Raw genomic sequence first — 12,020 nt, 5'->3', positions numbered from 1 at the left:
TCGAAGGAGGAAGACAGAGGAAAAAAACCGGTTCAGACGGTGCGGTCGGCCAGCGCGCGGCGCACCGCGGCGCTGGCGTGGAAGGCGCCGAGCACCGAGACCGACTCGATCGCGGCGCGCGCGAGCTCGGGCGTGACGTCGTCGTCGATGCGCGCCAGGCCCACGACCTGCACGCGCAGGCGCTCGCCCGCCGCCACGGCGCGCTCGAGATCGGCCCGGCCGAGGTGCTGCAGGCCCAAAGTGAGGGTGCGGCGCGCGACGGTCTGCCGCAAGGTGTCGCCGTGCTGGGTCAGCAGGTTGCGCACCGCCGTGCGGACCAGGTCGGACCGGTTCGAATAGAAACCTTCCTGCACCAGCAGGTCCACCTGGCCAAGATCGACCACGCCGAGGTTCACGGTCATCTTTTCGGAGTCCCCGATGCGGGGCTTGGGTTCGAGGGTTCGGTCGGTCATTTCACCATCCATATGGATTCCATATGGATGGCATTTAAACAGCTTTCCAAGGGTGGCGCAATCGGCCCCATACTTTGAGCACCCTTTTTCTCCCCTCAGCGCCCATGCCACCTTCCAACGAAGCGCCACCGGCCCAGACGCCCGAGCCGCCCCGCCCCAGCCCGCCGTCCATGTCGCCGGTCTCCGGTTCGCTCATGCTGCGCGTGCTGCTGGGGGCGGTGACGGTCGCCTTCATCTGGATCCTGCTGCCCTTCTACGGCACCATCCTCTGGGGCGCGATCATCGCGCTGCTGTTCGCCCCGCTGAACCGCTGGCTGCTGCCGCGCCTGGGCCAGCGCCGCAACCTCGCGGCGCTGACCACCATGCTGGCCGCCGTGGTGATCGTGGTGCTGCCCACGGTGCTGGTGGCCGCCTCGCTGACGCGCGAGGCCAGCCAGCTCTACGCCCGCATAGAGTCGGGCGAGATCAAGCCCGCGCAGTGGCTGCGCGGCGTGTTCAACGCCCTGCCCGACTGGCTCACCGACCTGCTCGCGCGCTTCGGCCTGGGCAATTTCGACCTGATCCAGCGCAAGCTCACGCAGGCGCTCACGCAGGGCAGCCAGTTCATCGCCACGCAGACCTTCAACCTGGGGCAGGACATGCTGGGCCTGGTGATCGGCCTGTTCATCGCGCTCTACCTGGCCTTCTTCCTGGTGCGCGACGGCGGCTCCCTCGTGCGCTCGATCCGCCTGGCGATCCCCCTGCCGCCCGACGACAAGCAGGAGCTGCTGGAGCAGTTCGGCACCGTGCTGCGCGCCACCGTGAAGGGCAACCTCGTGGTCGCGCTGGTGCAGGGCGCGCTGGGTGGCCTGGCGTTCTGGGTGCTGGGCGTGAACGCCGCGCTGCTGTGGGCGGTGCTGATGGCGGTGCTCTCGCTGCTGCCGGCGGTGGGCGCGGGCCTGGTCTGGGGCCCGGTGGCGATCTGGCTGTTCGCCACCGGCGAGGTCTGGCAGGCCGTGGGCCTGGCGCTGTACGGCGTGCTGGTGATCGGCCTGGTCGACAACGTGCTGCGCCCGCTGCTGGTCGGCAAGGACACCGGCATGCCGGACTACCTGGTGCTGATCAGCACGGTGGGCGGCATCGCGGTCATGGGCATCAACGGTTTCGTGATCGGTCCGGTGATCGCCGCGATGTTCGTGGCGGTCTGGGACATCCAGACCGCGACCCGGGTGCGCGCGCGCGCGGCCGCCTTCGGCATCGACACCACGGAGCCCGCCGCCCCACCCGCCATCGCGCCGCCCGCCCCGCCCATTGACACCGGCGGCGAACCGCGCTGACCATGCAGACCATGAACAAAAAACTCGCGCTCTGCATCGCCACGCTGCTGCCGTGGCTGGCCGCCTGCTCCACCACCACGCTCACACCGCCCGCGAGCGAGCGCTCACCCATCATGTGCACGCAGGATGTGCTGCAGTGCCCCGACGGCCGCTTCGTCGGCCGCACACCGCCGGGATGCGTCTTCGTCTGCGCCGCCAACACGGCCCCGGCCGCGCGCTGACATGCCCTGGCGCCACCCGCGCCTGAGCCTTCTGGTGGCCGCACTCGCCTGGTTCGGCCTGGGCCTGCAGCTGTGGCTCTCGCTGCGGCTGGTCGTCGCGCAAGGTGGCACGCCCCTGGGCGGACTGGTGGTCTACCTCGGTTATTTCACGGTGCTCACCAACCTGCTGGTGGCCGTGAGCCTGAGCCTGGCGCTTTGGCGGCCGGGCAACGCCGCCGGGCGCTGGTTCCGGCGGCCCGGGGTCGCCACGGCGGTGGCCGTGAACATCGCGCTGGTGGGCCTCACCTACCACCTGCTGCTGCGCCACGTGTGGGATCCGCAGGGCCTGCAGAAGCTGGCCGACATCACCCTGCACTACGCCGTGCCGCTGCTGAGCGTGCTGCACTGGTGGCTGGCGGTGCCGCCCGCCCACATGGCCTGGCGCGCGCCGCTGGCCTGGGCCGCCTGGCCGCTGGCCTACCTGGGCTTCGCGCTGCTGCGCGGCCTCTGGCTCGGAACCTACCCCTACCCGTTCATCGACGTGGCCACGCTGGGTTACCCACGCACCCTGCTGAACGCGCTGGGCCTGCTGGTGGTGTTCCTGCTGGTGGGTCTGGCCTTCGTGGCGGTCGCCCGCGGGCGGCTCAGGCGATCGCCGCGCTGAGCAGGCACTGCACCAGCGGGTGCTGCACCTTGCGCGCGGTGCCGATCGCATAAAAATGCTCCTGCACCCCGTCGCAGGGCGCGACCCAGGCCAGGCCATAGGCCTGCGCGAGCTGCTCGCGCATGCGCTCGGCGGCCGGCAGCACGCCCATGCCCGAGGCGCCGAAGGTGGCCAACAGCGCGCTGTCCTCGAACTCGCCCACCACGCGCGGCGCCACCCGCTGGCGCTCGAACCACTGGTCGATGCGCAGGCGCACCGAGGACTGCGCCGTGGGCAGCAGCACCGGCACCTGCGACAGGCCGCGCGGAAAGTCGCTCCGCGCCTGGGCCAGCAGGGCCGGGGGGGCGTACCAGCCCAGGGGCGAGGCGCCCAGCGCGTGGCTGTACAGCTTGAGGTTGGGGTTGGCCGGCGCGGGCCGGTCGGACAGCACCACGTCGAGCCGGTGCAGCGCGAGCGCGGCCAGCAGGTCGTCGAAGCTGTCCTCGTGGCAGAGCAGGCGCAGGTTCGCTTCGGTCAGCACCGGCGCGAGCAGCTCGCGCACCGCCAGTTTGGGCAGGCCGTCGGAGATGCCTACCACCAGGCGCACCCGCTGCTGGCTGGCGGCATCGCTCACCGCGCCGCGCAGCTGTTCGCCGAGCGAGAAGATCTGCTCGGCCAGCGCCAGCGCGGTCTGCCCGGCCTCGGTGAGCGCCAGGCCGCGCCCGGCCGGCTTGAACAGCGCGTGGCCGAGCGACTGCTCCAGCTGGCGCACCTGCGCGCTCACGGTCTGCACCGCCATGCCCAGGCGGGCCGCCGCGTGCGACATGCCACCCTCCTTGGCCGTGACCCAGAAGTAATACAGGTGCTTGTAGTTGAGTTCCGGGTCCATGCTTCGCATTTTTAGGATATTGCTTCTCTGATTTGCTGCTTTTTGCGAAGTTCAAAACTGCGTATCGTCGAGGTTTTCCCCCTCCAAGGACATCGACGCCCATGCGCACCTATCCCACCAACAGCCCGCAGGCGGCCGCGCGCCTGCTGGCCATGGCCCTGGTGGCCGACGGCAACTACTCGTTGACCGAAATCCGCGCGCTCGACCGCATCCGCGCCTCGCGCCGGCTGGGCCTGAGCGCCAGAGCCCTCAAGACCGTGCTCGACCACTTCTGCGAGGACCTGCTGGCCGCCGCCCAGGGCCGCTGGAGCGGCTCGGCCGACATGGACGACGCCCTGCGCCAGCAGCTGCTGGACGAGGTGCGCGACCCCGCCCTGCGCACGCTGGTGGTGGACCTGTGCCAGGCCATCGTGCAGGCCGACGGCCACGAGGCCGATGGCGAAGCCGCCCTGCTGGACACCTTCACCCGGGCCTGGCGGCAGCAGCCGGCGACCCGCCGGGTCGCCTGGTCGGTGGGAGCCCTGTCATGAAGCCGCTCATCTGGGGGGTGTTCGGCCTGCTGGCCCTGTGCTGGACCGGCCTGGCTGCGGCCTCGGTGCAGATCACCGAATGGCTGCTAACCCTGGTGGGCACGGGCCAAGCGACCGACCTGGCCACCGCCGCGGGCCAATGGCCGGTGCCCGACTGGCTGGCCCTGTGGGTCGATCCGGCCTGGGTGAAAACCATGCAGGGCGCGTGGCTGGGCCTGGTGCAGTGGCTGGGCCAGGTTCTGCCCTCGGGCAGCGGCCTGATGGCCTGGGTCACGCCCCTGGTGTGGATCGCCTGGGCGCTGGGCCTGTTGTGCCTGCTGGTGCCGGCGATCGCGCTGCACTGGCTGGCCGGCCGCCTGAAGCTGCCGCCGCGACCCGTCAGGGGCTGAGCCCCCGGGCGCGGCGCGCCGAAACCACCGCAGCGTGCGCAATGCACGGACCGGGGAGAAACGGGCCGGCGCGTCACGAGGGAAGTGAGGACCGACCCCTAAAATCGGCCCACACTTCCCTGGACGCACACCTTGACGCCCAACACCACCCCCGCGCCGACCGATGCCTGCCCGCTCTATGTGGACCTGGACGGCACGCTCACGCGCAGCGACACCCTGCACGAATCGGCCATGCTGTTCGTGCGCGCCAACCCGCTGAACCTGCTGCGCATGCTCACCTGGCTCCCGCTGGGCAAGGCCGGCTTCAAGCAGCGGCTGGCCAGCGCGGTGCGGCCCGACCCCGCGCGCCTGCCCTACAACGAGCCCTTCGTTCAGTACCTGCGCGACGAACACGCGCGCGGCCGGCCCCTGGTGCTCGCCAGCGCGGCCGACGCGCGCATCGTGCAGGACGTGGCCTCGCACCTGGCCGTGTTCGACGACAGCCTGGGCACCAACGCGCAGGCCGACGGCATCAACCTAAGCCGCGGCAACAAGCGCGCGGCGATCGACGCCCACGCCCGCGCCCAGGGGCACGGCAGCTGGGCCTACGCCGGCAACAGCCGCGACGACCTCGACGTGTGGGCCGGCAGCGCCGAGGCGGTGGCGGTGAACGCCCCGAGCGGCGTGGTGGCCTCGCTGCAGCGCACGCACCCGCAGGCGCGGGTGTTCGAACGCGAGCCGCTGAGCCTCAAGACCGTGCTGCGCGCGATCCGGCTCAAGCAATGGTCCAAGAACGGCCTGCTGTTCATCCCGCTGCTGGCCGCGCACTCGCTGGACCCGGCGCTCTGGGGCGCGGTCTTCCTCGCCTTCATCGCCTTCGGCCTGTGCGCCTCGGCCACCTACCTGGTCAACGACCTGCTGGACCTGCCCAACGACCGCGCGCACCGCATCAAGCGCAACCGCCCGCTGGCCTCGGGGGCCATCGGCATCACCACCGCCGTGGGGCTGGGCGCGGTCATGCTGGTGCTGGCCTTCGTGCTGGCCTTCGCGGTCTCGATCGGCTTTGCCGTGATGCTGCTGGCCTACACCGTGACCACGCTCGCCTACTCGATGTACCTCAAGCGGCTGGCGCTGATCGACGTGCTGGTGCTCTCGGGCCTGTACACGCTGCGCATCGGCGCGGGCGCGGTGGCCTCGGGGGTGGATCTGTCCAACTGGCTGCTGGCGATCTCGATCTTCCTGTTCCTGAGCCTGGCGCTGGTCAAGCGCTGCGCCGAGCTCGAAGAGCTGGCGGACGACCGCAGCACGCTCGCGCCCGGCCGGGGCTACCAGCCGCGCGACCTGGCCTCGCTGCGCGCCATGGGCATGTCCAGCGGCTTCATGGCGGTGCTGGTGCTCACGCTCTACATCGACAGCCAGAACAGCCAGAAGCTCTACGCCCACGCCGACTGGCTGTGGGCCGCCGCGCCCGTGCTGCTGCTGTGGGTCATGCGCATCTGGCTCAAGACCGGGCGGCGCGAGCTGCACGGCGAGGACCCGCTGCAGTTCGCGCTGAAAGACCCGTTCAGCTGGGCCACGCTGCTCGTGATGGGCGGCATCGGCTTCGTGGCCACCGTCGGTTTCTGAACCCAGGACACCCCCTCCCATGAAATCCATCGCCCTGGGCCTGGCCCTGTTCTGCGTGCTGCTGTCTTCGGCCGCGCAAATCGCCATGAAGCGCGGCATGGGCGCGCCCAGCGCCGCCGCCGACGTCGGCGGCACCTACCTGCAGGCGCTCAGCAGCCCGCTGGTGTGGGTCGGCCTGATGCTCTACGGCGCCAGCGCCGTGCTCTGGCTGTGGGTGCTCTCGCGGCTGGACGTGAGCGTGGCCTACCCGCTGGTGAGCCTGGGCTTCGTGGTCACGCTCGCGCTGGGCGTGCTCTGGCTCGGCGAACCCTTCTCGTGGCTGCGCGTGGCCGGCTGCACGCTGATCGTGGTGGGCGTGAGCCTGCTCGCCCTGGACGCCTGATTCCCTGACCATGCACGCCTCCGAGTTTTCCGCCCACACCTCGCGCCAGATCTTCTGGGTCGCGTTCGCCGCCACCCTGCTGCTCAAGCTGGTCATCGCCGCCGGTTTCCCCATCACCGGCGACGAGGCCTTCTTCTACCAGTGGGGCGTGTTCCCGTCCTGGGGCTACTCCGACCACCCGCCCATGGTGGGCTGGCTGATCGCGGCGCTGCGCCAGATCAGCGACCACCCGCTGGCGCTGCGCAGCTTCACGCTGCTGCTCACCAGCCTCATCGCGCTCGGCGTGGTGGACCTGCTGCGCCGCCTCCTGCCCGAAGACCGCGAGGCCAGCGCCTGGCTGGCGGGCGCGGTCTACCTGGCGATGCCCTGGTCGTGGATGTTCGTGCTGGTGACCACCGACACGCCGCTGATCTTCTTCATGGTGCTCTCGGCCTGGTGCTACCTGCGCGCCGACACCAGCGCGCAGCGCGCCAGCGTGCCCTGGTACGCGCTGGCCGGCGCCTTCCTCGGCCTGGCCTTCCTCTCCAAGTACTTCGCGGCGCTGCTGGGCTTCGCCTACGCGGCGCACTGCTTCGGCTGGCGGCGCGAACGCTGGTGGGCCCCGTTCCTCATCTTCGTGCTCGCCCTGCCCTCGATCGCGCTCAACATCGCCTTCAACGCCACGCACGGCTGGAGCAACGTGATGTTCAACGTGTTCAACCGCAACGAGGGCTCGGCCTGGTCGTTCGAGACCTTCGGCGTGTACCTCGCGATGGCGCTCTACCTGCTCACGCCCTGGCTGCTGTGGCGCGCGCTGACCGCGCGCGGCGCGGCCTCCGGCGTCTCGCCCACCACGAGCCGCACGCTGGCCGTGCTGTGGCTGTTCCCGCTGATCCTGTTCGCGCTGCTGAGCACGCGCCGCACCATCGGCCTGCACTGGGTGCTGGGCTTCGTGCCGCTGTTCGTGGTCTGGGCCGGCCTGCGGCTGGACCCGCGCGCGCTGCGCCGTTGCCTGACCTGGACCGTGGCGCTCTCGGTGCCCCACCTGCTCGTGGTCGCCGCCATCGCCTGGGCACCGCTCGCCTGGTGGCAGCCCTTCAAGATCTACGACCGCGCGGTCTTCCTGCGCGAAACCGCCGCCGTGGTCGCCGCGCTGGAGAAAGACCTGCCGGCGGGCGCCACCCTCATGGGCCGCACCTACAACCCGGCGGCCATGCTCGCCTTCCACCACAAGCAATACGTGCCCGTCTTCGGCGTGGGCAAACACCATGCGCGGCAGGACGACCAGATCATCGACTTCCGCCGGTACGACGGCCAGCCCATCCGCGTGTTCCTCTACGACGAACCCCAGCTGGCGGACTTCGAACCCTACTTCGAGCGCGTGAGCGCCAAACGTTTCGAGGTGGACGGCGTCGCCTTCTACGCCGTCGACGGCCAAGGCTTCAAATACCAGCCCTTCCACGACACCGTGCTCGCCGAAGTCGCGCGCGAATTCCACGACATCCCGACATGGCTGCCCATCCTCGGCAGCCCCTTCTGCGAGCGCTACGGGTTCGCACACTGTTCGCCGGGACGCTGAAGCAACAGAACGAATGAGGGGGAGCCCGCCCCCGATCCCGAATCCGATCCCGCCTGTGCCGTGTGGCCGGGCCGAGACCCGGCTCGCCACGAAAGAAAAACCTTACATCAGGAGAGCGCAAACGGAACCCGAGGCGCCACCGCGCACATCAACTCATAGCTGATGGTGCCCGCGGAAGAAGCCACCTCATCGATCGGCAGCACCTCGCCGGAAGACGACGAGGCCCGCCCCCACAACACCACCTCCGCCCCGATCCCCGCGGACGGAACGGAAGAAAGATCCACCGTGATCATGTCCATGCTCACCCGCCCGATCAGGCGCGTGCGCACTCCATCCACCAGCACCGGCGTGCCCGTGGGCGCGTGCCGCGGATAACCATCCGCATAACCACAGGCCACCACCCCGATGCGCATCGGCCCCTCGGCCGTGAACGTCGAGCCGTAGCCCACGGTATCGCCGGCCTGCAGCGTCTGCGTGCCGATCACCCGGCTGGACAGCGTCATGGCCGGTTGCAGGTCCCAATCGCTCACCCGCTTTTCGGGGAAATCGGGCGCGCTGCCGTACAGCGCGATGCCCTCGCGCACCCAGTCGGCCGACAGGCTCTGCGCCCCGCGCAGCGCCAGCTTCGCGTGGCGCAGGATGGCCGCGCTGTTGCACAGCGTGCGCTCGCCGGGCAGGTCGGCGGTGGCGGCCTCGAACGCGGCCACCTGGTGCGCGATGCCGCGCGCGCCGTCGGCGTCGCTGAAGTGCGTCATGAGCGAGATCTCGTCCACCTGCGGCAGCGCGTTGAGCCGCGCCCAGGCGCTGCGGAAGGCCGCGGGCGTGAACCCCAGGCGGTTCATGCCGCTGTTGAGCTTGAGAAAAATGCGGTGCGGCACCTGCGTCTTGTGCGCGGCCAGCCAGTCGACCTGCTCGGTGCAGTGCACCGTGTGCCACAGGTGCAGGCGCGAGCACAGCTCCAGGTCGCGCGGCTCGAACACGCCTTCGAGCAAATGGATGGGGCCGCGCCAGTCGAGCGCGCGCAGGCGCTCGGCCTCGGCCAGGTCCAGCAGGGCAAAACCGTCGGCGCTGCGCAGCGCGTCGAAGCAGCGCTCGATGCCATGGCCGTAGGCATTGGCCTTGACCACGGCCCACACGCGCGCATCGGGCGCGAAGTGGCGCGCGCGCGCCAGGTTGTGCTGCAGGGCGTCGGCATGGACGGTGGCAAGGATGGGACGGGGCATGGCGGCAGGGTGCGGTCTTCGTCGAGGGAGCGTGCGGGAAGTCGCGGGTTGGACTGCCGGGTGAAAACCCGGTGGAACCCGCCCCGGTATTTTCAGGGTGGCGTGCTATAACCCGGCATCGTCTGGAGACCCGTCAACTGTCGCACAAAAAAGGCCGGTGCATCGGCTCAGCTCCCCCTGGCTGAAGCGCCCCGGCACACAAAATCATCTCCATGAAGCGCGGCTTCTACACCATCATGACGGCGCAGTTCTTCAGTTCGCTGGCGGACAACGCGCTGTTCGTGGCCGCGATCGAACTGCTTCGCACGCGCGGCGCACCCGAGTGGCAGAGCGCCGCCCTGGTGCCGCTCTTCGCCCTGTTCTACGTGGTGCTCGCGCCCTTCGTCGGCGCCTTCGCGGACGCCAGGCCCAAGGGCCAGGTCATGTTCATCAGCAACGCCATCAAGGTCGCGGGCTGTCTGCTGATGCTCGCGGGCGTGCACCCGCTGCTGGCCTACACCCTGGTGGGCCTGGGCGCGGCGGCCTACTCGCCGGCCAAGTACGGCATCCTCACCGAGCTGCTGCCGCCCTCGCAGCTGGTCAAGGCCAACGGCTGGATCGAGGGCCTCACGATCGCCTCCATCATCCTGGGCGTGCTGCTCGGCGGCCAGCTGGTGAGCCCCTGGATCTCGGCCCGGCTGCTGGCCCTCGACCTGCCCGGCATCCACCATGCGGCCGAAGCGGCGGTGGCCGCGCTCGTGGTGGTGTACGCGCTGGCGGCCTGGTTCAACACGCGCATTCCGCTCACCGGCGTGACGCCGCGGCCCATGCCGAAGAACCCGCTGGCCCTGCTGCCCGATTTCTGGCGCTGCAACAGCCGCCTGTGGCGCGACCGCCTGGGCCAGATCTCGCTGGCCACCACCACGCTGTTCTGGGGCGTCTCGGGCAACCTGCGCTACATCGTGCTGGCCTGGGCCGGCGCCGCGCTGGGCTATGGCACCACCCAGGCCTCGTCGCTGGTGGGCGTGGTGGCGCTGGGCACCGCCGTGGGCGCGGTGGTCGCGTCGATGCGCATGCGGCTGGACCAGGCCACGCGCGTGATGCCGCTGGGCATCGCCATGGGGGTGCTGGTGATCCTGATGAACTTCATCGACAACGTCTGGGTGGCCGCGCCCTTCCTGGTGCTGCTGGGCGGCCTGGGCGGTTTCCTGGTGGTGCCGATGAACGCGCTGCTGCAGCACCGGGGCCACAACCTGATGGGCGCGGGCCGCTCGATCGCGGTGCAGAACTTCAACGAGCAGGCCTGCATCCTGAGCCTGGGCGCGCTTTACAGCTTCTCCACCGGCATGGGCTGGTCGGCGTTCGCGGCCATCACGGCGTTCGGCGTGCTGGTGGCTGGCTGCATGGCGCTGATCGCGCTGTGGCACCGCCACAACCAGCGCACGCACCCGCACGAGCTGGAACGCCTGCTGGAAATCGCCCGCCGCGACGACCTGCACGGTTGAGGCGCAACGCGCGAAGTGACGCCCGTCCAGAAACACCGCGGAACCGGCTTTGCCGGGCCGCTGGTGTTGCCCCCTGGAGGGGGTCGCGCGAAGCGCGGCGGGGGTGCTTCCTAAAACCCGACGTTGGTGGGCGCGAAACCGTTGAGGCTCACCAGGCGGTGCTGGGCCAGCACCTTGTAGAGCTCGGCCTCGCCCACGGAGCGTGAGAGGTAGGCGTCGCTGCCGGCCAGACCGGCTTTCATGCGGTCCATGCTGCCCGCGGTGGGCGCGAACATGATCACCACCGGTGCGCCCTTGGGGCCCTTGGTCTGCTTGGCGGCGCGGCAGATGTGGTTGGCGTCGGGCTCACCCTTGAGGCGGTCGATCGCCACCACGCGGTAGGCATGGGCCTTGAGCATCACCAGCGCCTGCGCGCCTTCGCGCGACCAGTCCACCGTCAGGCCGTACTTCTTGAAGCGCTTGAGCAGGATGCGCCCTTCCACCAGGCTCTCGGCGACCAGCAGCATGTCGCCGCGCGGCACGTCGGGCGCGGGCGCGGCCTTGTCGGCGCTGAGGCGGGACTTGGGTGAGCGGGTGCGGGGCGCGGCCGGCGCGGGCAGGTCTTCGAGGCTGCCGAAGTCGGTCATGCGCATCACGCCAGGGCGTGCGGCCGGCGCGGGCGCTGGCACGGCGCTGCCGCGCGCGGGAGCAGCAGCAACCACCTCGCCGCGCACCAGCGGCCGCGTGGGCGGAAACTCGGTGTCGGGCGAGCGGCGCCGGCCGACGCGCGCGGCCGGCGCCACGGCGGGCAGCGGCAGCAAGGCCCCATAGGGCTGGGTGAGAGCAAAACCCCGGTCGGCACCCGCGCCGGGCGCGACCTGGGGCGGGTGCTGGGGGGTGGGCATCGCGCGCCCGCTGGCCAGCTGCATGCTCGCGTCCAGGCCCTGGAACTGGGACGGCTGGAAGGGCTCGCCGCCGTTCGCGGCATCGGGCGCGCGGCGCCGCGCGGGCGGGGGCCGGGTGGCGCCCACGATCTCGTCGAGCGCGGCCAGCATGGCCACCAGCTTGACGGGCTTGCGCTGCAGCGGCCAGCCGGTGCCGCCGTCGGAGCTGCCCACCAGCATCACCCGGCCGGGCAGCTCGGCGTCGCGCACCAGCACCACGGCCTGCACGTTGTCGGCGTTGACGATCAGGATCTGCGCGTCCATGACCTCGTCCTGCACCAGGTAGCCCGGCGGCCGGCGCGAGGCCAGGCGAAAGAACGATTCGAATGTGGACGACTCGGTCTGGGAGAACCCCACCAGCGCCACGGTGTATGCAGCCACCATCTCCAGCCCCAGATTCGTTATTGGATGTTGCGGGTCAGTATG

13 protein-coding genes are annotated in these 12,020 nt (G+C 70.4%); 9 read left to right on the top strand and 4 right to left on the bottom strand.

Annotated features, from left to right (window positions below; translation table 11 throughout):
- Positions 1-32 precede the first annotated feature (32 nt).
- Positions 33-452, bottom strand: a complete 420-nt coding sequence (locus tag AC1Q9M_RS16480; protein WP_382322760.1) for a CopG family transcriptional regulator — start codon at positions 450-452, stop codon at positions 33-35.
- Between the two features lie 170 nt (positions 453-622).
- Between AC1Q9M_RS16480 and AC1Q9M_RS16475 the strand changes: the two genes are divergently transcribed.
- The 3 genes from AC1Q9M_RS16475 to AC1Q9M_RS16465 are packed head-to-tail and all read left to right on the top strand — an operon-like array spanning position 623 to position 2,632.
- A complete protein-coding gene (locus AC1Q9M_RS16475; RefSeq protein ID WP_382325822.1) occupies positions 623-1,768 on the top strand; it encodes an AI-2E family transporter in 1,146 nt (381 codons plus the stop codon).
- Positions 1,769-1,779: 11 nt separating this feature from the next.
- Positions 1,780-1,989 carry a hypothetical protein gene (locus tag AC1Q9M_RS16470; RefSeq protein WP_492434643.1) on the top strand — a complete coding sequence of 70 codons (210 nt, stop codon included), beginning with the start codon at positions 1,780-1,782 and terminating at the stop codon, positions 1,987-1,989.
- Between the two features lies 1 nt (position 1,990).
- Entirely contained in the window at positions 1,991-2,632 is a 642-nt protein-coding gene (locus AC1Q9M_RS16465; protein ID WP_492434642.1) for a Pr6Pr family membrane protein, read from the top strand.
- Here AC1Q9M_RS16465 and AC1Q9M_RS16460 read toward each other — a convergent pair.
- Positions 2,613-3,500 carry a LysR family transcriptional regulator gene (locus AC1Q9M_RS16460; RefSeq protein ID WP_492434641.1) on the bottom strand — a complete coding sequence of 296 codons (888 nt, stop codon included), beginning with the start codon at positions 3,498-3,500 and terminating at the stop codon, positions 2,613-2,615. The genes AC1Q9M_RS16465 and AC1Q9M_RS16460 overlap by 20 nt on opposite strands.
- Positions 3,501-3,601: 101 nt before the next feature.
- Between AC1Q9M_RS16460 and AC1Q9M_RS16455 the strand changes: the two genes are divergently transcribed.
- The 5 genes from AC1Q9M_RS16455 to AC1Q9M_RS16435 all read left to right on the top strand — a co-directional run bounded on the left by AC1Q9M_RS16455 (position 3,602) and on the right by AC1Q9M_RS16435 (position 7,964).
- A complete protein-coding gene (locus AC1Q9M_RS16455) occupies positions 3,602-4,030 on the top strand; it encodes a tellurite resistance TerB family protein (RefSeq protein ID WP_382322755.1) in 429 nt (142 codons plus the stop codon).
- On the top strand, positions 4,027-4,419 hold the full coding sequence (locus tag AC1Q9M_RS16450; RefSeq protein ID WP_382322754.1) for a hypothetical protein: 393 nt from the start codon (positions 4,027-4,029) through the stop codon (positions 4,417-4,419). The genes AC1Q9M_RS16455 and AC1Q9M_RS16450 overlap by 4 nt, the downstream gene beginning before the upstream one ends.
- Positions 4,420-4,551: 132 nt before the next feature.
- Complete coding sequence (locus tag AC1Q9M_RS16445) at positions 4,552-6,024, top strand: UbiA family prenyltransferase (RefSeq protein ID WP_444687933.1); 1,473 nt, start codon at positions 4,552-4,554, stop codon at positions 6,022-6,024.
- Between the two features lie 19 nt (positions 6,025-6,043).
- Complete coding sequence (locus AC1Q9M_RS16440) at positions 6,044-6,406, top strand: SMR family transporter (RefSeq protein WP_382163338.1); 363 nt, start codon at positions 6,044-6,046, stop codon at positions 6,404-6,406.
- A 10-nt stretch (positions 6,407-6,416) separates the two neighbouring features.
- A complete protein-coding gene (locus tag AC1Q9M_RS16435; protein WP_492434640.1) occupies positions 6,417-7,964 on the top strand; it encodes an ArnT family glycosyltransferase in 1,548 nt (515 codons plus the stop codon).
- A 107-nt stretch (positions 7,965-8,071) separates the two neighbouring features.
- Here the strand turns inward: AC1Q9M_RS16435 and alr are convergent, their stop codons facing one another.
- A complete protein-coding gene (alr, locus tag AC1Q9M_RS16430; protein ID WP_382322751.1) occupies positions 8,072-9,187 on the bottom strand; it encodes an alanine racemase in 1,116 nt (371 codons plus the stop codon).
- Positions 9,188-9,399: 212 nt separating this feature from the next.
- On the opposite strand from alr, the gene lplT reads away from it, so the two are divergent.
- Positions 9,400-10,671: a lysophospholipid transporter LplT gene (gene lplT / locus AC1Q9M_RS16425; protein WP_382163344.1), complete on the top strand. Its 1,272-nt coding sequence runs from the start codon at positions 9,400-9,402 to the stop codon at positions 10,669-10,671.
- A gap of 110 nt (positions 10,672-10,781) precedes the next feature.
- Here the strand turns inward: lplT and AC1Q9M_RS16420 are convergent, their stop codons facing one another.
- On the bottom strand, positions 10,782-11,978 hold the full coding sequence (locus AC1Q9M_RS16420) for a hypothetical protein (RefSeq protein WP_382163345.1): 1,197 nt from the start codon (positions 11,976-11,978) through the stop codon (positions 10,782-10,784).
- Positions 11,979-12,020: the final 42 nt, after the last annotated feature.

Source organism: Hydrogenophaga sp. GW823-FHT04C09, assembly GCF_058796355.1.
The sequence above is the reverse complement of the archived record's forward strand: the minus strand, read 5'-3'. Positions and strand labels throughout refer to the sequence as shown.

Bases quoted from the DNA above. Each gene is read 5' to 3' on its own strand.
- AC1Q9M_RS16455 (WP_382322755.1), top strand. From the start codon at position 3,602: ATGCGCACCTATCCCACCAACAGCCCGCAGGCGGCCGCGCGCCTGCTG.
- AC1Q9M_RS16475 (WP_382325822.1), top strand. From the start codon at position 623: ATGTCGCCGGTCTCCGGTTCGCTCATGCTGCGCGTGCTGCTGGGGGCG.
- AC1Q9M_RS16465 (WP_492434642.1), top strand. From the start codon at position 1,991: ATGCCCTGGCGCCACCCGCGCCTGAGCCTTCTGGTGGCCGCACTCGCC.
- AC1Q9M_RS16450 (WP_382322754.1), top strand. From the start codon at position 4,027: ATGAAGCCGCTCATCTGGGGGGTGTTCGGCCTGCTGGCCCTGTGCTGG.
- AC1Q9M_RS16440 (WP_382163338.1), top strand. From the start codon at position 6,044: ATGAAATCCATCGCCCTGGGCCTGGCCCTGTTCTGCGTGCTGCTGTCT.
- AC1Q9M_RS16420 (WP_382163345.1), bottom strand. From the start codon at position 11,978: ATGGTGGCTGCATACACCGTGGCGCTGGTGGGGTTCTCCCAGACCGAG.
- lplT (WP_382163344.1), top strand. From the start codon at position 9,400: ATGAAGCGCGGCTTCTACACCATCATGACGGCGCAGTTCTTCAGTTCG.
- alr (WP_382322751.1), bottom strand. From the start codon at position 9,187: ATGCCCCGTCCCATCCTTGCCACCGTCCATGCCGACGCCCTGCAGCAC.
- AC1Q9M_RS16460 (WP_492434641.1), bottom strand. From the start codon at position 3,500: ATGGACCCGGAACTCAACTACAAGCACCTGTATTACTTCTGGGTCACG.
- AC1Q9M_RS16435 (WP_492434640.1), top strand. From the start codon at position 6,417: ATGCACGCCTCCGAGTTTTCCGCCCACACCTCGCGCCAGATCTTCTGG.
- AC1Q9M_RS16480 (WP_382322760.1), bottom strand. From the start codon at position 452: ATGACCGACCGAACCCTCGAACCCAAGCCCCGCATCGGGGACTCCGAA.
- AC1Q9M_RS16470 (WP_492434643.1), top strand. From the start codon at position 1,780: ATGAACAAAAAACTCGCGCTCTGCATCGCCACGCTGCTGCCGTGGCTG.